17 protein-coding genes are annotated in these 19,572 nt (G+C 61.5%); 13 read left to right on the top strand and 4 right to left on the bottom strand.

The window, feature by feature from the left end; translation table 11 throughout:
- Positions 1-66: 66 nt before the first annotated feature.
- Both TRL7639_RS04870 and speB read left to right on the top strand, forming a co-directional pair.
- Positions 67-1,236: a carboxynorspermidine decarboxylase gene (locus TRL7639_RS04870; protein ID WP_085794638.1), complete on the top strand. Its 1,170-nt coding sequence runs from the start codon at positions 67-69 to the stop codon at positions 1,234-1,236.
- A 10-nt stretch (positions 1,237-1,246) separates the two neighbouring features.
- Positions 1,247-2,092 carry an agmatinase gene (speB, locus tag TRL7639_RS04865; protein WP_085796256.1) on the top strand — a complete coding sequence of 282 codons (846 nt, stop codon included), beginning with the start codon at positions 1,247-1,249 and terminating at the stop codon, positions 2,090-2,092.
- A gap of 88 nt (positions 2,093-2,180) precedes the next feature.
- Here speB and TRL7639_RS04860 read toward each other — a convergent pair whose 3' ends face one another.
- On the bottom strand, positions 2,181-2,498 hold the full coding sequence (locus TRL7639_RS04860) for a hypothetical protein (RefSeq protein WP_085794637.1): 318 nt from the start codon (positions 2,496-2,498) through the stop codon (positions 2,181-2,183).
- Positions 2,499-2,514: 16 nt separating this feature from the next.
- Entirely contained in the window at positions 2,515-2,964 is a 450-nt protein-coding gene (locus tag TRL7639_RS04855; RefSeq protein WP_085794636.1) for an Lrp/AsnC family transcriptional regulator, read from the bottom strand.
- 122 nt (positions 2,965-3,086) lie between these two features.
- Between TRL7639_RS04855 and TRL7639_RS04850 the strand changes: the two genes are divergently transcribed.
- From TRL7639_RS04850 to katG, 8 genes are all read left to right on the top strand, one after another.
- Positions 3,087-4,232, top strand: coding sequence for an amidohydrolase (locus TRL7639_RS04850; RefSeq protein ID WP_085794635.1), 1,146 nt, complete (start codon positions 3,087-3,089; stop codon positions 4,230-4,232).
- Between the two features lie 5 nt (positions 4,233-4,237).
- Entirely contained in the window at positions 4,238-5,425 is a 1,188-nt protein-coding gene (locus TRL7639_RS04845) for a diaminopropionate ammonia-lyase (protein ID WP_085794634.1), read from the top strand.
- The gene (locus TRL7639_RS04840) at positions 5,418-6,584 is read left to right on the top strand and encodes a M24 family metallopeptidase (protein WP_085794633.1); all 1,167 of its coding nucleotides are present in this window, start codon (positions 5,418-5,420) and stop codon (positions 6,582-6,584) included. The genes TRL7639_RS04845 and TRL7639_RS04840 overlap by 8 nt, the downstream gene beginning before the upstream one ends.
- Before the next feature lie 11 nt (positions 6,585-6,595).
- Positions 6,596-7,345, top strand: coding sequence for a maleate cis-trans isomerase family protein (locus tag TRL7639_RS04835; protein ID WP_085794632.1), 750 nt, complete (start codon positions 6,596-6,598; stop codon positions 7,343-7,345).
- Between the two features lie 88 nt (positions 7,346-7,433).
- Complete coding sequence (locus tag TRL7639_RS04830) at positions 7,434-8,942, top strand: DUF4153 domain-containing protein (RefSeq protein ID WP_085794631.1); 1,509 nt, start codon at positions 7,434-7,436, stop codon at positions 8,940-8,942.
- Positions 8,923-9,600: a response regulator transcription factor gene (locus TRL7639_RS04825; RefSeq protein WP_085794630.1), complete on the top strand. Its 678-nt coding sequence runs from the start codon at positions 8,923-8,925 to the stop codon at positions 9,598-9,600. The genes TRL7639_RS04830 and TRL7639_RS04825 overlap by 20 nt, the downstream gene beginning before the upstream one ends.
- Positions 9,597-10,589, top strand: a complete 993-nt coding sequence (locus TRL7639_RS04820) for a sensor histidine kinase (protein WP_165759754.1) — start codon at positions 9,597-9,599, stop codon at positions 10,587-10,589. Before TRL7639_RS04825 ends, TRL7639_RS04820 begins: the two co-directional genes overlap by 4 nt.
- Before the next feature lie 260 nt (positions 10,590-10,849).
- Positions 10,850-13,069: a catalase/peroxidase HPI gene (gene katG / locus TRL7639_RS04815; protein WP_085794628.1), complete on the top strand. Its 2,220-nt coding sequence runs from the start codon at positions 10,850-10,852 to the stop codon at positions 13,067-13,069.
- A 64-nt stretch (positions 13,070-13,133) separates the two neighbouring features.
- Here katG and TRL7639_RS04810 read toward each other — a convergent pair whose 3' ends face one another.
- Both TRL7639_RS04810 and TRL7639_RS04805 read right to left on the bottom strand, forming a co-directional pair.
- Entirely contained in the window at positions 13,134-14,669 is a 1,536-nt protein-coding gene (locus TRL7639_RS04810) for an amidohydrolase family protein (protein WP_085794627.1), read from the bottom strand.
- 59 nt (positions 14,670-14,728) lie between these two features.
- Complete coding sequence (locus TRL7639_RS04805) at positions 14,729-15,616, bottom strand: LysR substrate-binding domain-containing protein (protein WP_165759753.1); 888 nt, start codon at positions 15,614-15,616, stop codon at positions 14,729-14,731.
- A gap of 99 nt (positions 15,617-15,715) precedes the next feature.
- On the opposite strand from TRL7639_RS04805, the gene TRL7639_RS04800 reads away from it, so the two are divergent.
- The 3 genes from TRL7639_RS04800 (at position 15,716) to TRL7639_RS04790 (ending at position 19,530) form a co-directional block, all read left to right on the top strand.
- The gene (locus TRL7639_RS04800; RefSeq protein WP_165759752.1) at positions 15,716-17,050 is read left to right on the top strand and encodes an MmgE/PrpD family protein; all 1,335 of its coding nucleotides are present in this window, start codon (positions 15,716-15,718) and stop codon (positions 17,048-17,050) included.
- Positions 17,047-18,579: a trimethylamine methyltransferase family protein gene (locus TRL7639_RS04795; RefSeq protein WP_085794624.1), complete on the top strand. Its 1,533-nt coding sequence runs from the start codon at positions 17,047-17,049 to the stop codon at positions 18,577-18,579. Before TRL7639_RS04800 ends, TRL7639_RS04795 begins: the two co-directional genes overlap by 4 nt.
- Positions 18,580-18,654: 75 nt before the next feature.
- Positions 18,655-19,530: a carbon-nitrogen hydrolase family protein gene (locus tag TRL7639_RS04790; RefSeq protein WP_085794623.1), complete on the top strand. Its 876-nt coding sequence runs from the start codon at positions 18,655-18,657 to the stop codon at positions 19,528-19,530.
- Positions 19,531-19,572 lie beyond the last annotated feature (42 nt).

Here is a 19,572-nt window from a genome sequence, read left to right as displayed (position 1 = left end):
GCCAAAAGTATCCCGGGGGTCCGGGGGCAGCGCCCCCGGCCTCTCCAATTATCGGAGACGCCGGCCATGTCCGACATGATGACCACCCAAGCCGGTGATGCCGGTGCCTTTCGCGACTTTGATCTGAACCGCGTGCCCAGCCCCTGCTTCGTTGTCGACGAAAAGGCGGTGGAGCAAAACCTTAGCATCCTGTCCGACGTCGCCGACCGGTCAGGTGCCCACGTCCTGAGCGCCCTCAAAGCCTTCTCGATGTTTGCTCTCGCCCCGCTGGTGCGCCACCACCTGGGCGGCACCTGCGCCTCTGGCATTTTTGAGGCGCGTTTGGGTCGCGAGGAATATGGCGGTGAAGTAGCAACCTTCTGCGCCGGTTACAAAGACAGCGACATCGACGAGATCCTGTCCCTGTCGGACCACATCATCTTCAACAGCCCCACGCAAAAAAACCGTTTCCTGGCCAAAGCACAGGCGGCTGGCGTTCAGGTTGGCCTACGGATCAACCCCGAACATTCCGAAGGTGAGATCCCCAAATACGACCCCTGCGCCCCCTGCTCGCGCCTGGGAACGCCCGTGTTACAGCTCACACCAGAGATCATGCAAGGCGTAGACGGGCTGCACATGCACACACTCTGCGAACAAGGCTTCGAACCCCTCGCCCGCACATGGACGTCGGTGGCCCCCAAACTCGCACCTTACCTGCCCGGCCTGAAATGGCTCAACTTCGGTGGCGGACATCATGTCACCCGCGCCGACTATGACCGTGACGCTTTGGTCGACTTCATCAAGACCATCCGCGAGAAACACGGCGTCGAGGTCTATCTGGAACCCGGCGAAGCGGTTGCGCTCGATGCAGGCATTTTGGTGGGCGAGATCCTCGACCTGCCGACCAACGGGATGAACCTGGCCATCACCGACATCTCGGCCACATGCCACATGCCCGACGTGATCGAGGCCCCCTATCGCCCCGCCCTGATGGACGAGGCAGAGAAAGGCCATACCTATCGCTTGGGCGGGCCATCCTGTCTGGCAGGCGACGTGATCGGCGACTACACTTGGGATGCATCGCTGGAGATCGGCCAGCGGTTCGCTTTCCTCGATCAGGCACATTATTCGATGGTGAAAACCAACACCTTCAACGGCGTCCCCCTGCCCACCATCGCTCTGTGGAACAGCGAGACCGACGAACTGAAGATCATCAAACAATTCGGCTACCAAGACTTCAAAGACCGCCTTTCTTAAGGATATGGGCATGAGCATCTTCCTCGACAGTGAACTCACCGCATCTGAGCGGACCGAAACCGCCCGCTTTCGGGTGATCCCGGTGCCGTTGGAGCGCACGGTTTCCTACGGCTCCGGCACTGCCAATGGTCCGGCTGCAATCATCGAAGCCAGCAATGAGCTGGAACGCATCGTCGGCACGGCGGAACCCAGCGCCAATGGTATTTTTACCGAGGCCCCGCTGGATTGCACCGGCCCCCTGCCCGATGTCATGGAACGTCTGGCACAGCGCACCGAGGCCGCAATCACCGCAGGCAAAGTGCCCGTCACTCTAGGGGGCGAACATTCCCTGTCCTACGGTGCCGTCACCGGCGTCGCCCGCGCGCTTGGCAAACCCGTAGGCATCGTGCAAATCGACGCCCACGCCGACCTGCGCGTGGCCTATCAGGGCGAAAAACACTCTCACGCCAGCGTCATGCACCTGCTGGCCGAGGATGGCGTCAAGCTGGCCCAATTCGGCGTCCGCGCCCTGTGCCAGCAAGAAGTCGATAGCCGCGCCAGCAATCACGTTTTCTTCAAAGACGCCGAAGAGCTGGTGACCCACAACACCCACGCCGTCGATCTGCCGGATGACTTCCCTGAACTGATCTATGTCAGCTTCGATGTCGACGGCCTCGACCCCAGCCTGATGCCCGCCACCGGCACGCCCGTCCCCGGCGGCCTGGGCTACTACCAGGCGCTGCATTTGGTTGAACACGCCCTCAAGGGTCGTAAATGCGTGGGCTTCGACGTTGTGGAACTGGCCCCCGATGGCAACGCCGCCTGGGACTTCACCACCGCCCAGATCGTCTATCGCCTGATGGCGGCCTGCGAATAGCCCCCCATCCCTTCACCTTTTTGAAAATACTCCGGGGGAGGAGCGCAGCGACGGGGGCAGCGCCCCCTCTGCCGGTGCGGGTTTGGGTTTACGCTGCTCTTCTTCGAACATACTGCCATGCGAACCAAGCGTGGGCCACAATGACAGCAATAGCCCAAATGCCAACAACTTGCGCCCAGGCCCATGGCCCTGCGACGTCCTGTTGCTCAAAAGTCGACAGTGTCCAATAGTAGCCCGCAATCAAGAAAACGACCTGAAATCCTGCGAAGACAAGGAAGCTTCTCCGGTGAGTGCCCAAAACAGCGTCGACTGCAATCACTGCAAAGAACAAGCCCAGAACCCATTGTTCCAAAGCACTGCTCAACATCACCCCAAGAGCAACAATAGTTTCCAACAGAACTTCCATCACTTTTCCCTAACGTTCAAAGCACGTCCAACGACACTTTGACCCGGTCCATCACGATCGAGGTCTTGAAGCGGCTGATGTTAGATTGCTCAAAGAAATGCTCCTGGGTGAAACGTTCGTATTCCTTGATGTCCGCCACCGTCAGGATCAGCACAAAATCGGCCTCGCCGGTGGTGTAGTAACATTGCTGCACGCACTCGGCGGCCCGGATACGGCGTTTAAAAGCGTCGAGCTGCGCCAGGTTCTCGCGTTCCAAAATGACCTCAACAATGATGGTCAGCTCGCGCCCCGCTTTGGCTGGGGACACAACCGCGATCTCGCGCTCGATCACCCCGGTTTCGCGCAGCTTTTTCAACCGCTTCTGCACCGCCGCAGGGGACAGCCCCACGTCCTGGCTGATCACCTCAGCCGTGAGCCGTGCGTTGCTCTGCACCAATTGAAGGATCTGTTTGTCTTTGTCGTCCATGATCCAAATTTCGTATCAATTTCGGCAAATGGCAACTATTTTCGTCACAATCAGAGCGAACTCCGACGCTCATTGAACCCGAATTCGGGGGATACTCGCAGCACCTACGTGGAGATATGACAATGCCCCCCTCCCTTGATGCCCTGACCGCCTTGCGACACGACTTTCACCGCGCACCCGAGCTTGGGTTTCAAGAAGAGCGCACCAAGACCCGCGTCGCAGACCACCTGCGCGCTTTAGGGCTTGAGGTGCACGAGGGCGTGGGCGTCGTCGGCATCCTGCGCGCGGGCACCGGCAATCGCACCATTGGCCTGCGCGCCGATATGGACGCGCTGCCAATCACCGAAATCGCAGGCCTCGATTATGGATCAGAAACCTCCGGCGTCATGCACGCCTGTGGCCACGACGGGCATATGACCATGTTGCTTGGGGCTGCTGAAACCCTCGCCAAAGACCCCGATTTCGACGGCACCGTTGTCTTCCTCTTCCAGCCCAACGAAGAGCATGGGTTGGGTGCACAAGCCATGATCGACGAAGGCGTGCTGGAGCGGTTTCCCATCGAAGAGGTCTATGCCATCCACAACCTGCCCGGCGCACCGGTGGGCCAGGTCTCGACCCGGCCCGGGTTGATCTGTTCGTCCGAGAGCCTGTTTGAACTGACCATCACCGGTCAGGGCGGCCATGCGTCGATGCCGCAAGCGGGCGTGGACGCGATCACCGTGGGGGCCGAGCTGGTGCAGGCGCTGCAAACGATTGTCTCGCGCAAGCTGGCCCCGGGGGCCGGGGCCGTGGTGTCCGTGACCGAGTTTCTGACCGACGGGCAGCGAAACGTGCTGCCCGGTCACGCGACGCTCAAGGGTGATGCGCGGGCGCGCTCACCGCAAGACCGGGCGGATATAGAACGCCACATGCGCCGGATTGCGGCGGGGATCGCCACCGCCCATGACGTGCAAATCGACGTGTCGTTCAAAACCGAATTTATCGAAACCAACAACGCGCCCGGCCCAACAGAGGCCGTTGTTCAGGCTGCCCGTGCGCAGGGCCTCGACACCATCCCCGATCGCACCCCGATGAGCTTTTCAGAGGATTTCGCCCATTTCGCAGCGGCCGTGCCCGGGTGCTTCCTCCTCCTGGGCAACGGGACCGAGGGGCGCAACGGCCAACCGCTGCATTCGGCGGATTATGATTTCAACGACGCCCTGCTGCCGATTGGCGCGAACCTATGGGCGCAGCTGGTTCGTGACCGGCTGCCACAACGACAGGACTAACCCCGATGACCCCTTATCAGACCGCCACCCTGCACCACGTTCACCGCACACCCGACGCAGGTGACGCGGCAACAACTGTGCTGTCCCCCGCCGATTTCTCACGCGCCGTGACCGAGATCACCAGTTGGCCGGGTTATACTGAGACACCATTGGCATCTCTGGACGGATTGTCCAAAGAATTGGGCCTGGGCGCGATCCATTACAAACACGAAGGCCCGCGGTTCGGCCTTGGCAGTTTCAAGGCGCTTGGCGGGTCTTACGCGGCGATGCGCGTGTTGCAGCGCGTTCTGTCCGAGCGTTTGGGAACTGAAGTGACACTCGCCGATATCAGCACTGGCAAGTACCGCGACGACTGCGCCAAGATCACGCTTGTGTCGGCCACCGATGGCAACCACGGCCGTTCACTGGCCTGGGGCTGCCAACGCCTGGGCGCGCCCTGCCGCATCTACATCCACGCCGAAGTCAGCGAAGGTCGTGCCGTGGCCATGCGCGAGTTGGGAGCAGAGATCATCCGCATCACCGGCGACTATGACGCCTCGGTCGCCTTGGCGCGCGAAGAGGCCGAGCAGAACGGCTGGTATGTGGTGTCCGACACCTCATGGCCCGGCTACACCGAGCCACCACGCGATGTGATGGCGGGCTATGGCGTGATGACGCGCGAGGCCTGCGAGGCGATGGAGCAGGCCCCTACTCACGTGTTCCTGCAGGGCGGCGTTGGCGGATTGGCCGCCTCAGTCGCCGCAGGCCTGCGCCAGTATTGGGGCGACAGCAGTCCGCGCGTGGTCGTGGTGGAACCCGAACTGGCTGCCTGCCTCTATGAAAGCGCCAAGGCCGGGGCTGCCACAAATTTCGCCATTCAGGAAGAGACCATTATGGCCGGTCTCAGCTGCGGTGAACCGTCACCCATGGCTTGGGAAATACTGAGCCAGGAGGCCAGCGACTACCTGACCATCCCGGACAGTATTGTCGCCCCAACCGTCCGCATGCTGGCCCGTCCGCAGAACGGCGAAGACCCCATCGAAGCAGGTGAAAGTGCGGTCGCCGGGCTGGCCGCCGTGATTGCCGCATGTCAGACTGACACCCTCAAATCCGCGCTTGGGCTGAACCAGACCTCGCGCGTTCTGCTGATCGGCTCCGAAGGGGTCACCGACCCCGAGATTTATGCCCGCATCATGGAGGGGCACGATGCCTGAAACACCCGCGCGCGGCTTTGAACAATCAGAGTTCGAAACCCGACTGAGCAAGGCGCAAGACCTGATGGCGCAGCAGGGGTTCGACGGTATCCTGCTGCTCAGCGAACCCGACGTGCGCTATTTCAGTGGCTTTCACACCCTGTTCTGGCAGAGCCCCACCCGACCATGGTTCCTGTATCTGCCCCGTTCAGGGGAGCCGGTGGCCGTGATCCCCGGCATCGGCGCCGACCTGATGGGGCGCACATGTGTCCGCGACATTCGAACCTGGGATGCGCCGAACCCGGATGATGACGGCATTTCGCTGCTGCTCGATCTGCTGGGGCCGTTGAACGCATCTCGGCAAACATTGGGCATCCTGAAGGGTCACGAAACCGGCTTGCGGATGCCACTTGGCGACTATGAACGCCTGATGGCAGGCCTGCCGGACATTCGCGTCAAAGATGCGACCGGCCTGATCCGCCAGTTGCGGATGGTGAAGTCCGAGGCCGAGATCGCAAAGCTTGCCCATATCTGCGCCATCGGCTCGGACACGTTTGACACTGTCCCAGAGTTCGCCCGCGAAGGCACGCCGCTCGAGGATGTCTTTCGCGCCTTTCGCCGCAGTGCGCTGATGCTTGGCGCAGATGATGTTCCCTATCTTGTGGGCGGTGCCGACCAGGGGGGCTATCACGACGTGATCTCTCCGCCCTCGCGCCGGCCTTTACAGGCGGGCGACATCCTGATGCTGGACACCGGTGCGACGTTTGACGGCTATTTCTGCGACTTTGATCGCAACTTTGCCATCGCCCAAGCCGACGATGCGTCCCACCGTGCCTATGACGTGCTCTGGCGCGCAACCGAGGCCGGTCTGAACGCCGCCCGCCCTGGCACCACCTGCCGCGATCTGTTCCATGCCATGCGTATGGTGATTGCCGAGCTGGACGACCAAGACGCGAATGTGGGGCGCCTGGGACATGGGCTGGGTATGCAGTTGACGGAATGGCCCTCGCACGCGGAATTTGACGACACGACCCTGCAAGAGGGTATGGTGATCACGCTGGAGCCATCACTGAGCTACGCGGATGGCCGCACCATGGTGCATGAAGAAAATCTGGTGATTCAGGACGGCGCACCGCGCCTGCTGAGCCGCCGCGCCGCGCCTGAGTTGCCGGTGATCTGAGGGGGAATGTGATGAAACTGCCATTCGACACGGACGCGGGGATCGGAACGCGCGCCAATCTGGGCGTCGTGGTTCTGGAAACCGACGAAACGCTGGAGCAGGAATTCGCGCGAATGACACACGTGCCGGGTGTAGCGCTTTATCACAATCGCATCCCGATGGTGCCCGAGATTCGTCCCGAAACCCTGAAACAGATGGCGGCTGATCTGCCTGCCGCGGCCAGCCTGTTCCCCTCGTCGCTGCAATTCGACGTGATCGGCTATGGCTGCACCTCGGCCTCGACCGTGATCGGGCCCGATGGGGTACGCGATGCCATCCAATCCGCGCGCCCCGAGGCGCGCGTCACCGACCCGCTTAGTGCCATCATCGCAGCCTGCAAGGCGCTGGAAGCAACCCGGCTGGGCTTTGTCACGCCCTATTTGCCCGAAGTGTCAGCACAAATGCGGGACAAGCTGGAAGACGCTGGAAACACCATCACCAGCTTCGGTTCATTCGAGGAAAGCGATGACCGTGTGGTGGCCCGGATCACGCCCAAGGCCATCCTGAATGCAGTTGACGCGGTGACACAAGGCGCGGACTGCGATGCGGTCGTGATCTCCTGCACCAACCTGCGCTGCCTTGACATTATCCCTCAGGCAGAAGCACAGGCTGGGGTTCCGGTAATCACAAGCAATCAGGCGCTGGCCTGGCACATGCTGCGCCTGAGCGGCGTGGCTGATCCGCGCCCCGAATTCGGACGGCTGTTCGCGCGACCCCTCTGATCTGCACGAATTCTGCACAACTGCTGCGCGGGTCCTGCACCCGCGCCTGTCATGACAATCCCAAGCCAACAACAAAAAGGCGAGGGACATGACACGAACATTGGAGATCCGCGGGCTTCCCGCATCGATTGCGCAAGACAGCTGGTGGCTGGAGGATTCACCCAGACAAAAGCCCGAGCGCAGCACAGGCATCACGCGCGCGCCCTGGTCGGCGGGTCTGGTCGGACTAACCGCACTTGCGGACTTTCTGTTCTTCGACCATCCCAAGGGGCTGTCGCTGGTGATCTTTGCGGCGGCCATCCTTGCCGCGGTCTGGCTCTTGCGCAAACCAAAGGTGAACTGGTCCGGCCCCGCCTCTCTCCTGGCCGTGGGCAGCCTTCCGGCCGTGGAGCATCTGCAGGCGCTATCGGTTTTCTTTCTGACCTTGGGGCTCTTGGGCAGCCTGGCCTGGATCGCCCTGGGGGACAGGGCAACGCTGGCCCAGATCGCCCGCACCGGTGGCCTCATTCTCCGCTCGGTGCCGCTGCGGGGCGCGCGCGACCTTTGGAGTGGGCGGCACCGGGTCGCCGCCCCGCGCCAGCAACAGGGCGCGGCCTTTGGGTTCAACGCAGCCCTGCGCGCCTGGGGCTTCCCCTTGGGCGGGTTGCTGGTTCTGGGTGCATTGCTGATCGAGGCCAATCCGATCTTGCTGCATTGGACAAACGCCATCCGCTTGGGCAATTTCGACCCGGAATATGCCCTTAGCCGCCTGCTGTTCTGGACCGGTATGGCGCTTTTGATCTGGCCATTGGTGGTTCCCCCGCTGCCGCAACGCCAGACCTATCCCCGCAAACCCGGGGCGTTCTCGGGCCTCTTTGACCCAAGCACATGGGGCGTGAACAAGGCCAGCACCGGCAATGCGCTGGTTACTTTCAATCTGTTGTTGGCCGTGCAAACCGCCCTTGATGCCCTCTACCTCTGGGGCGGGGCCAGCCTGCCTGAGGGGATGAGTTACGCCGCATACGCTCACCGGGGCGCCTATCCACTGCTGATCACCGCATTGCTGGCGGGGGGCTTTGCCTTGGCGGCGCGGCCCCATCTGGGCACCAAAGGCTGGCTCAAACCGTTGCTGATGCTGTGGTTGGCCCAGAACGTGGCCCTGGTCCTGTCATCGCTTCTGCGGCTCGAGCTCTACACCTCGGTCTACGGCCTGACCTACCTTCGCGTGCATGCCGCGATCTGGATGGGGGTGGTTGCCATCGGGCTGATGCTGGTGGCCTGGCAAATCTGGCGCTCCAGGTCGAACCTCTGGCTGCTGGCTCGGTGCACTGCCTTGGGCCTGGGCGTTCTCTATGCCTGTGCTTTCGTGAACTTCGCGGATCTGATCGTGCGCTCCAACCTGTCCCGAGCTGGCGATGTAGACACCTATTACGCCTGCCAATTTGGCCCCATGGCAGCAGCATCTCTTCAGGACGTTCCCGGTTGTGACGTCGCCGCCCCTCAGATCGAAGGTTGGCGGGATTGGGGCTTTCGGAGCTGGCGGGTGCTGGATAATCTCGCCAGCATGAACTCGGTCATGGATCAAGCAGAGGTCAGCCATGAATATCCTCGTCGTTGATGACGACCCGCGCCTGCGCGAGCTGCTGACCCTGACCTTGACCCGGGCCGGATATCAGGTCGCGACCGCCTCGAACGGGCAGCAGGCGCTGGTCTCGGCCACCCGCGATACCCCCGACCTGATCGTGCTCGATGTCGGTCTTCCCGAGCTTGACGGGCTCGAGGTCTGTCGCCGCCTGCGCCAGACGTCTGATGTGCCGATCCTGTTTCTGACCGCCCGAGATGACGAGATCGACCGCATTCTGGGGCTGGAACTGGGGGCCGATGACTATGTCACCAAGCCGTTCAGCCCGCGCGAACTGGTGGCGCGGATCAAGTCGATCCTGAAACGCAGCCACCGCGCGCCCGCGAACAGCCCCCATCGGCATGGCGAGTTGACGCTGGACCCCAACCGTCACCATTGCGCTGTTAAGGACACCCCTGTCCCCCTGACCCGCACCGAAGCGCAGATCTTGCAGGCATTGATGCAACGGCCTGATCATGTCCTGTCCCGGTCCCAACTGACGGACGCTATCTATGGCGTGGGAAGCCCAGTCTCTGACCGAACACTTGATAGCCACCTGCGTAATCTTCGTCGTAAGCTGGCAGACGCGGGCTGGAGTGATGCCGTTGAAAGCGTGCATGGTGTCGGCTTGCGCCTGCGCCCCTGGCCCGCATGAGGGGAAAGTGGCGCCCCTCGCTCTGGTTCGTCTTGGGTGGCGCATTGGCGGGTACCTTGGGGTTGTCGCTCGCAGGGCTTGTGGCGCTGCGTTACCTCGGGCCAGAGATCGGTTTTCGCCCCGCTGCGATCCTGTTGGCCGCTGGGATTGGCTTGGCCACGCTGGTCCTGGGTGCGCTGCTTGTCCGCCTCTTGGCACGGCCCGTGTTCGAGCTGTCGCGCCGGGCCGAGGCGGTGCGCAGGGGCCAATCCGAAGGAGCGGACCCTCTCAATCACTATGGCACGCAAGAACTTCACCGATTGGGACAAAACGTGCTGGAGATGGCACAAACCCTGCAGCGGCGCGAGGCCTCGATCCGCACTTTTGCCGATCATGTGACACATGAGCTGAAAACGCCGGTCTCAGCCGTCCACGCTGCTGCGGAACTGCTTGAAGACAGCCCGGACCTGAGCTCTGAGGATCGGCAATTGGTGGCGCAGATCCAAGGAGCCAACCAACAGATGCAAGATCAGCTGAACGCGCTACACCGTATCGCAGCAGCACGGGAACCTGCCCACCACGGGACTTGCCAGCTGCAAGGAATAGAGCCGCTCTTGCGCACAGCTCACCCCGAGGTGGATGTACACCTGACGGGAGAGGACATCTCCCTGCCTCTTGCCCCACAAGGGTTGCAAATCGTTCTCACGCATTTGCTGGACAATGCCGCGCAACATGGCGCGACGCGGGTCTCCGTGGATGCCAGTCAAATCGAAAGCGGTCTGGCCCTGACAATCACCGACAACGGTCCTGGCATATCGTCCGGCAACCGACCTCATGTGTTTGAACCCTTCTTTACCTCTCGCCGTGATACAGGCGGCACAGGCATGGGCCTGCCCACCGTGCGCAACCTGCTGCAGGCTCATGGCGCCGACATTGCCGTGATCCCCACCGATGCTGGCGCTGCTTTCAAGGTTTCATTCCCGGATATACACCCTGCGGCAAAGCAATAACCAAATCCTATTGAAATCATGATGATAAACAATTTTCTCCAATCCATTTTGTCCGCTAGGCTTTGAGTCGAAGCGTTGAAGTCGGGTTGCGGAACAAATGGCCATTTCCGTTTGAAACCAACCTGTTAAGGACGACCGCAGACCCTACCTGACCCCGATTTCCCGCAAAGTTTGTGAGAATCGGCCGGGTGGGTTGCTGTGGGCCTTGTTCAGCATTCACGCAGCGATTTTGAACAGTACAGCCACGATCGGAGATCAAAATGGACGGAAACAACAGCGCAGGGAAATGCCCGGTGATGCACGGCGCGCCTGTGAACACCTCACGCGGGGGCACTGGCAACCGCGACTGGTGGCCGAACCAATTGAACCTGAACATTCTGCATCAGCACTCGGCCAAATCGAACCCAATGGCTGCCGACTTTGATTATGCCGAAGCATTCAAGTCGCTTGATCTTGAAGCGCTCAAAGCCGATCTGACCGCGTTGATGACCGACAGTCAGGATTGGTGGCCTGCGGATTATGGCCACTATGGCGGCTTGTTCATCCGAATGGCCTGGCACAGCGCGGGCACCTATCGCACCGCGGACGGTCGCGGCGGCGGCTCGACTGGCAACCAGCGGTTTGCCCCACTCAACAGCTGGCCCGATAACGGTAACCTGGACAAAGCGCGCCGCTTGCTTTGGCCGATCAAGCAGAAGTACGGCAACAAGATCTCTTGGGCCGACCTGATGATCCTGGCCGGCAACGTCGCCATCGAATCCATGGGCGGCCCGGTCTTTGGCTTTGCCGGTGGTCGTGCGGACATCTGGGAGCCCGAGCAGGACATCTACTGGGGTGCTGAAACCGAATGGCTGGCCACGTCCGACAAGGAAAACAGCCGTTACTCGGGCGAGCGCGATCTGGAAAACCCGCTGGCCGCTGTTCAGATGGGCCTGATCTACGTCAACCCCGAAGGCCCCGATGGCAATCCCGATCCGGTTCTGTCAGGCAACGACGTCATCGACACCTTTGGTCGTATGGCAATGAACCCCGAAGAGACCGTGGCCCTGGTCGCTGGGGGTCACACATTCGGCAAGGCGCACGGTGCCGGCGACCCGGACCTGGTGGGTGTAGAGCCCGAAGGCGCCTCGATCGAGGAGATGGGCCTGGGCTGGAAGAACGGTTATGGCACCGGCAGGGGTGGTGACACCACCACCAGCGGCGTCGAAGGCGCTTGGAAGCCGAACCCAACCACCTGGGACAACGGCTATTTCGATGTCCTCTTTGGCTATGAGTGGGAGCTGGTCAAAAGCCCCGCCGGTGCGCAGCAGTGGCAGGCCAAGGACGTCGCACCCGAGCATATGGTTGTGGACGCGCATGACCCGTCAAAGAGCCACGCGCCGATGATGACTACCGCCGACATGTCACTGCGGATGCACCCGGATCTTGAGCCGATCTCGCGTCGGTTCCACGAGAACCCGGATAAGTTCGCAGACGCCTTTGCCCGCGCCTGGTTCAAACTGACCCACCGCGACATGGGCCCCCGCAGCCTGTATCTGGGAGCGGATGTGCCAGCAGAAGAGCTGCTGTGGCAGGACAATGTCCCGGCTGTAGACCATGAGTTGGTTGATGCCTCGGACGTCACAGCCCTGAAAGAGCAGATCCTGGCGACCGGCCTGTCGGTGTCGGCACTGGTCTCGGCGGCCTGGGCCTCGGCGTCGACCTTCCGTGGGTCGGACAAGCGGGGCGGTGCCAATGGTGCGCGCGTCCGTCTTGCGCCGCAAAAGGACTGGGACGTGAACAACCCGGCGCAGCTGGCATCGGTGCTGTCAGCGCTTGAAGGCGTGCAGGCCGCGTTCAACGACGCGCAGTCAGGCGGCAAGAAAGTGTCGCTGGCCGACCTGATCGTGCTGGGTGGCTCTGCCGCGATTGAGCAGGCCGCCAAAGCCGCCGGTCACGATGTCGAGGTGCCGTTCACAGCCGGACGCACAGACGCAAGCGACGAGCAGACGGATGTCGAATCCATCGCCGTTCTGGAACCCATCGCCGATGGTTTCCGCAACTATACCAAGGGCCGTTTCAGCGTCGCAGACGAGGAACTGCTGGTGGACCGCGCGCAACTGCTGACGCTGAGCGCGCCGGACATGACCGCTCTGATCGGTGGCATGCGTGTGCTCGACACCAACTGGGACGGTTCGGCCCACGGTGTGCTCACCAACCGCCCCGGCCAGCTGAGCAACGACTTCTTCACCAACCTGCTGGACGCGGGCATCGAATGGAGTGCAGCGGACGAGGACAGCCGTGTCTTTGACGGCAAGGATCGCGCCACCGGCCAGGTCAAATGGACCGGCACCCGCGCTGATCTGGTGTTTGGCTCGAACTCGCAGCTGCGTGCTTTGGCCGAGGTCTATGGTTCCAGCGACGGTGAAGCGGCGTTTGTGCGCCAGTTCGTCGACGCCTGGACCAAGGTGATGAACGCGGACCGTTTCGACGTCGCCTGATCACATTGACCAATACCAAAAGGGCGCGGGTGATCCGCGGCCTTTTTCATGCCTGCCAACAGGATCATCGCCGGATGGCGCGGCCTGTATCCGCGTCCAGAACAACCGAACCGTCCCGCACCGCAAACCCGCCGTTCACAAGCAGGGTCTGTACGCCCGTCGCGGGCCGGTTGGCATTTGCATAGGTCGCGTTGTCCGTGATCGTGGCCAAGTCGAACACCACGATGTCGGCATCCATGCCAACCTGCAGCCGCCCCTTGCGCTGCATTTGCGGAACAAACTCCTCAAGCATCTGAGCAGGCATCAGGGACATCTTGCGGATGGCCTCGCTCAACGAGAGCAAACCACGCTCGCGCACATAGGACCGCAGCATCTTGGCAAAAGCCCCGGCAGATCGCGGGTGACTGAACACATCATCGGGCAAGGGCCATTCATCGCCCTCATAAATCAATGACATACCGTTGTCGTCGAGGTAGGACCAGAACACCGCGTCCGAGGCGATCATCACCGACGGGTGCGTGACCGAGACATCAACGAGCGATAGGTCTTCTGGCTGGTCTTCATCCAGAAAATGCCAGGTGATGAATGTGCCGGGTTCGTTGGCCTGCAGATCGTCCAACTCGTCTTCGGTCAAGCGGCGATCGCCCAATTGAAAGGCCTGGGCGGTGGTGTTCAAGCGTTCCTGCCAGTTCTCACCCGAGAACATCGCCGCCCCAACCACAGTGTTGCCCGCGCCATAGGGATAGGCCTCGACCGTGACCGGCAGACCGCGCGCTTGCGCCCGCTCAACCAGATCAAGGGTCGCATGAATGTCACGAACCGAGTTGCTGTTGATATGACAGATATGCATGCGTGCACCCGTCAACGCCGCGTTGGCAATGAGTTCCTGCATCGCATCAAAAGCGCCGTTGGGCTGATGATCACCCAGATACCTCACATGGGTAAAGGTCGCCACGTCGTATTCAGCCGCCAGCTTTGCCAGCGCAAAATACTCTTTCTGGCCATATCCGGGGGCATAACCTGCGTTGACACCAATCCCCAGCCCGCCCTCGGACAACCCCTGTTCCACAAGCGCCATAAGCCGGTTAAAGGTCTCGCCATAGGCGATCTCTTGCTTCCAATTATCAAGGCTTTGGGCATCCTGAAAGAAATCCGGCGTGGCGCGCGGCTCGGTGTTGGTGAAGGCAGCGATCCGCCCAAAGGTCCAGGCCGCAGCCGCGCCATAGTTCAACGGCAACACCTTTTTCGCCTGTGTGTCGTACCAGGCCCCGATGGGGAGCACGCCCGATTCCAATTCAAGAACGGTGCTCACCCCCTGCATGGCCTGCATCCGCATGTCACCGACGTTCAATCCATGGGCATGCAAATCGATAAAGCCCGGCGCGACCACCTGCCCGCGCGCGTCGATTACCGTCTCGCCGGACAAGGGAAACTCGCTGATCGCTGCAATCTGGTCTCCGTGGATACCGACATGTCGAACCGCATCTAATCCCGTTTCCGGATCAACGACTCGACCGTTGTTGATAACGATATCATAGGTTTGCGCATGGACAGCGGACGACAGAAGTATACTAAAAGTAAGGGAGAGTGTTTTTTTCATACTGGAACCATTGGCTTACCAAAAATCGCGACCATTGGGCCCCGTTGACCCGCCGCCTGTCAACAACTCTTGCCTGAAATCCAATTCAGGAACAGCTCCACTTCCGGCCTTGTATCGGCTCTGTTTGTGACCGAACAGAAATACCCTCGGGCCGTCTTGCATTGATGCTCACAGGCCAGAACCAACGCGCCACTGCTCAGGAATTCGTCAATCATCGGACGCCATCCGGTGCCAACGCCCAACCCGCTCTGGATCGCGCGCAAGTAGACCATGTAGCTAAGGTAACGGTCGTGTTTGGGCGGTTTTGGCGCATGCAGACCCGTGCCGTCAAAGTATCTGTCCCAATCGCCAACATGTGCTGGACCGGACATGTGCAATAACGGCATGTCCGCCAGATCACGCAGGGGGACAGGGTCCGGGGATGGCAGAACGTCTGGATGGCAGACGGCAACGATCTGCTCGGGAAAAACGCGCACGCTGCGCAGGCCGGGCACGCCGCCTTCGCCAAATACCACCACAAGATCGCAGCGGGCCACGTCGTAATCCGGGTTCTGATCGCGCGTGACCACCTGCACCTTGATGTCCGGATGCAGCGCCTGAAACTCTGCCAGTCGCGGCAGCAGGTAGAAGCTGGTGAACCCGATGGCAGCATTGACCACGATCTCACCGCCCGGTCGTCGCATCTGCACCGCGTCGAACCCCGCATGCATGGCGTCGAACCCTTTGGCAATCGCCGTGGCCAGAACCTGGCCCTCTTCGGTCAGGGTCAGGCGGGGCTTGGACCGCAGAAACAGCGCGACCTCCAGCCACTCTTCAAGAGCTGCCACCTGTCGGCTGATCGCTGGTTGCTGCACGTTCAGCTCTTGGGCCGCGCGAGAAAAGCTCAGATGCCGAGCAGCGGCCTCGAACGCGTTGATCTGTTGCAGCGGCAAGGGCTTACGAGCCATGATCATTCCACTCACGAATTATAGTCATTCACCATTTCCGTCTTTTTTGTTCTTTTCAAGCGTTACACTGTGGTTTCGTACGTCGAGAAAGGAATGATCGTGCTGGTCCACGCCATGGCCCGATTTGCCGCAACTGCCGCCCCGCCGCCCTCTGTTCACGCGGTGGCAGCCCAAGCGGTCGCAGATTGCTTTGGCTGCATTTTGGCAGGCGCGCACAGCGAGGTCGCTCAGCGGGCTTTTGCCGCCTATAGCCGTTTGGGCGATGGATCCGCGCCAATTCTTGGCACAGTGCAAACCTTACCCGCCTCATATGCAGCCCTTGCCAACGCCGTGGCCGGTCACGCCTGGGACCTGGATGATTGGGAAGAGCCGGGCAACACCCACCCCACGGTTGTCCTGCTGCCTGCGTTACTGGCGGCGGCACATTTGAAACCCGTATCGGGCCGCGACCTGCTGGCGGCTTATGCGGTCGGGTGCGAAATCATCATGCGGTTGGGAGAGGCCCTCACACTTGATCACTATGCGCGTGGGTTTCATTCCACCGCCACCCTGGGCGGGATTGGCGCGGCCGGCGCCGTGGGGCGGCAACTGGGCCTGGATGACGCACAGATTGCACAGGCCATGTCCATCGCAACATCGCGCGCGGTTGGCTACACGGTTCAGTTCGGCTCGAACGCCAAACCCTTGCAAGCGGGGTTTGCGGCCCAGACCGGGGTCGAGGCCGCGGTACTGGCGGCCCAAGGCGCGACAGGTCAGGCACAGGTTATTGACCACCCACGTGGGTTTGCCGGGCTGTTGGGTGCGCACGATGCTGATCGCAGTGCCCGCACACGACAGCGGCTTGGGTCCCCCTGGGCGCTCGACGAATATGGGCTGGTGCTGAAACCTTGGCCAAGTTGCGGCTATACCCATCGGCTGATGACAGCCGCCCTTTCCGTGCGCGATCAGGTTCTGCACCGCCTTGATCAAATCGTACGCATTCAGGTTTGGATGCCTGACTTTCACTATGAAATCCTGCCCTTTGATCGCCCTATGACCCGCAACGAGGCTTTATTTTCCGCCCCCGCCTGCCTTGCGCAAGCACTGATAACCGGAGGCCTGACGTTGGCCGACAGTGCCGCCGGGTTCTGGGACATTGACCCTGTGACCCGGCTGATCCCGCTGACTTCGGTCGCGTCGGAACCCGCGCGTGATCCGAACCTGAACTATGACCCGCTTCAGCCCGACCGCCTGGCAATTGAGCTGCGGTCCGGTGAGGTTATCGAAACCACCTGCGCCTATCCTTTGGGCGCACCGCAGAACCCCATGAGCCCGGACCAGCTCGCCGACAAGTTTCAGGATATCACCACCCTCTCGCGCAGCTGTTTCGATCACCTGCTGCAGTGGCCCGACGCCCCTGATGCAGCCAAATACTTTCAGGAGATCCCCAGATGAGCAGACCAAAACGGGCCGGGGGCCGCAGCGCCCGCAGGCTGGAACGCGCAGACGGCGCAGGCAGCGGCCCGACCGAGGCGATTTGGCCTGGCATCGCAGGTGGGCGGTACCGCGCCTTGACCGGCGCCGAGGTCGCGATGATCGACGAGACGGCAATGCGCATCCTCGAAGAGATTGGCCTGAAGGGGGCCACACCGGCCTGCATTGAAACCGTTTGTGCCGCGGGTGGGCAGATGACCGAAGATGGGCGTTTGCTGATGCCGGAAACCATGGTGCGCGAGGTTCTGAAAACCGCCGGGCGCGGCTTCAAGCTTTATGGTCAGCTGCCCGAGTTTGACATCGACCCATCCGATACGCGCATCCATTTCGGCACCTCTGGCGCGGCGGTCCACATCGTTGACAGTGAAACCCGCGAGATCCGCGATTCCACTCTGCGTGACCTTTATGACATGGCGCGTTTGGCGCAGGCGCTGCCCAACCTGCACATGTTCCAGCGCACCGTCGTGGCCCGCGATCTGACCGACCCGCGCGAAATGGATTTGAACACCGCCTATGCCTCCCTCAAGGGGACAGCGAAACCCACCGGCACCTCGTTCGGGTCGCCTGATGTGATGGAAGAGGCGGTCGAGATGCTGTCGATCATCGCAGGCGGGCGGGACGCGCTGCGTTCCAGGCCACCGATCTGTGTGTCCACCTGTTTCATCGTCCCACCGCTTACCTTTGCCGAAGAGGCGCTAGGCGTCATCGAATGCGCTGCACGGCACGGGATTCCGCTGAAACTCGTTTCGGCCGGACAGGCGGGCGCCACCAGCCCTGCGCCCCTTGCCGGGGCGGTGGCGCAGCAAACCGCCGAGGTGTTGGCCGGGCTTGTTTATGTAAACCTACTGAACCCCGGCCATCCGGCCACATTCGGTGCCCTGCCCTTTGTCAGCGATCTGCGCACCGGGGCCATGTCGGGGGGAAGTGCTGAACAAGGCCTGCTGATGGCCGCCTGTGCCCAGATGGCGCAGTTTTATGACATCCCCTGTGCCGTCAGCGCGGGCATGACCGACAGCAAGATGCCGGATTTTCAGGCCGGGTATGAGAAGGGGTACACCGAACTGCTGGCTTCGCTGGCCGGGGCCAACCTGATCTATGAGGCGGCAGGCATGTATGGCTCACTGTTGGGCTGTTCGCTGGAGAGCTTTGTCTTGGACAACGACATGATCGGCTCGCTGATGCGCGCCACGCGCGGGTTCGAGGTGACACCTGAGGCATTGTCTCTGGAAACCATCCGCGACGTCTGCGTTGGCGGAGCCGGTCATTTCCTGGGGCATGAACAGACGCTGAACCGGATGCAATCGGATTACTTCTATCCTGCGCTGGCCGATCGCCGCACACCGCAGGAATGGGCGGCAGCCGATGACCGGAGCCTGCTGGAGCGCGCGCGCCAACGCACAGCGGACCTTCTGGCGGCACCCGAACCAGATCACATCCCGCCCGAGATCGACGCAGACATCCGGGCACGGTTCCCGATCCACTTGTCCTGATTTGACCGCTTTGTCATTGCCTCAGGTCCGGCGACGTGACTTTAATCTGCGCATCACGCAGGGAGAGAGAGCCACATGAAAATCGCGACTGCCGCCTATCCGCTCGACTGGCTCGACAGCTGGTCACAGTACGAAGACAAGATCGCCCATTGGGTCAGCGACGCCGCCGGGCAAGGCGCCGATCTGCTGGTGTTCCCCGAATATGGCGCGATGGAGCTATGCACGCTGGCAGGCGCCAATGTAGCTGCCGATCTGGAGCAATCGCTGCACGCCGTGTCCGACCGGATGGAACCGGTGCACGCGCTGCATCAGAAATTGGCGGCCGAACACGGCGTTCACATCCTGGGTGCGTCTGCCCCGGTGAACGATGGTTACGACAGGCCGGTCAACCGCGCTACGCTTTATGCGCCAAACGGCAAACGGGGACATCAGGACAAGCAGATCATGACCCGGTTTGAACGCGATCCGTGGGACGTGGTACCGGGTGATGGGCTGCAGGTCTTCGAGACCGAACTGGGCAAGATCGGCGTCCTGATCTGTTACGACAGCGAATTCCCCCTGTTGGGTCGCGAGCTGAGCGAATGCGAAATCCTTCTTGTCCCGTCCTGCACCGAAGCCCTGTCCGGCTACTGGCGGGTGCGGATCGGAGCAATGGCGCGGGCTCTGGAGAACCAATGTGTGTCAGCGATGGCTTCACTGGTGGGCGAAGCGCCCTGGTCGGAGTCGGTGGACGTCACCACCGGCATGGGCGGCATATTCGGCCCGCCCGACACCGGCTTTCCCATGACCGGCGTTTTGGCAGAGGGCACCTTGAACCACCCCGCCTGGACTTACGGCGAGGTTGACATGGACGCCATCGCCCATGTGCGTGCAGATGGTGTGGTTTTGAACCGAACCCACTGGGCCGAACAGGACAGCCGGGTTAATTCGGTCACAAACAGCCTTGTTTAAGCGATTGGGGCCTTGAAATAAGGGGCAAATAGGCTCATTTAA

The organism is Falsiruegeria litorea R37 (genome assembly GCF_900172225.1).
GTDB lineage: Bacteria > Pseudomonadota > Alphaproteobacteria > Rhodobacterales > Rhodobacteraceae > Falsiruegeria > Falsiruegeria litorea.
This window is presented reverse-complemented; position numbering and strand designations above follow the sequence as displayed.

What these genes read in the sequence shown, in the direction of transcription:
- TRL7639_RS04840 (WP_085794633.1), top strand. Translation starts at nt 5,418, where the DNA reads ATGCCTGAAACACCCGCGCGCGGCTTTGAACAATCAGAGTTCGAAACC.
- TRL7639_RS04810 (WP_085794627.1), bottom strand. Translation starts at nt 14,669, where the DNA reads ATGAAAAAAACACTCTCCCTTACTTTTAGTATACTTCTGTCGTCCGCT.
- TRL7639_RS04830 (WP_085794631.1), top strand. Translation starts at nt 7,434, where the DNA reads ATGACACGAACATTGGAGATCCGCGGGCTTCCCGCATCGATTGCGCAA.
- TRL7639_RS04805 (WP_165759753.1), bottom strand. Translation starts at nt 15,616, where the DNA reads ATGGCTCGTAAGCCCTTGCCGCTGCAACAGATCAACGCGTTCGAGGCC.
- speB (WP_085796256.1), top strand. Translation starts at nt 1,247, where the DNA reads ATGAGCATCTTCCTCGACAGTGAACTCACCGCATCTGAGCGGACCGAA.
- TRL7639_RS04795 (WP_085794624.1), top strand. Translation starts at nt 17,047, where the DNA reads ATGAGCAGACCAAAACGGGCCGGGGGCCGCAGCGCCCGCAGGCTGGAA.
- TRL7639_RS04845 (WP_085794634.1), top strand. Translation starts at nt 4,238, where the DNA reads ATGACCCCTTATCAGACCGCCACCCTGCACCACGTTCACCGCACACCC.
- TRL7639_RS04825 (WP_085794630.1), top strand. Translation starts at nt 8,923, where the DNA reads ATGAATATCCTCGTCGTTGATGACGACCCGCGCCTGCGCGAGCTGCTG.
- TRL7639_RS04855 (WP_085794636.1), bottom strand. Translation starts at nt 2,964, where the DNA reads ATGGACGACAAAGACAAACAGATCCTTCAATTGGTGCAGAGCAACGCA.
- TRL7639_RS04860 (WP_085794637.1), bottom strand. Translation starts at nt 2,498, where the DNA reads ATGGAAGTTCTGTTGGAAACTATTGTTGCTCTTGGGGTGATGTTGAGC.
- TRL7639_RS04870 (WP_085794638.1), top strand. Translation starts at nt 67, where the DNA reads ATGTCCGACATGATGACCACCCAAGCCGGTGATGCCGGTGCCTTTCGC.
- TRL7639_RS04820 (WP_165759754.1), top strand. Translation starts at nt 9,597, where the DNA reads ATGAGGGGAAAGTGGCGCCCCTCGCTCTGGTTCGTCTTGGGTGGCGCA.
- katG (WP_085794628.1), top strand. Translation starts at nt 10,850, where the DNA reads ATGGACGGAAACAACAGCGCAGGGAAATGCCCGGTGATGCACGGCGCG.
- TRL7639_RS04850 (WP_085794635.1), top strand. Translation starts at nt 3,087, where the DNA reads ATGCCCCCCTCCCTTGATGCCCTGACCGCCTTGCGACACGACTTTCAC.
- TRL7639_RS04790 (WP_085794623.1), top strand. Translation starts at nt 18,655, where the DNA reads ATGAAAATCGCGACTGCCGCCTATCCGCTCGACTGGCTCGACAGCTGG.
- TRL7639_RS04835 (WP_085794632.1), top strand. Translation starts at nt 6,596, where the DNA reads ATGAAACTGCCATTCGACACGGACGCGGGGATCGGAACGCGCGCCAAT.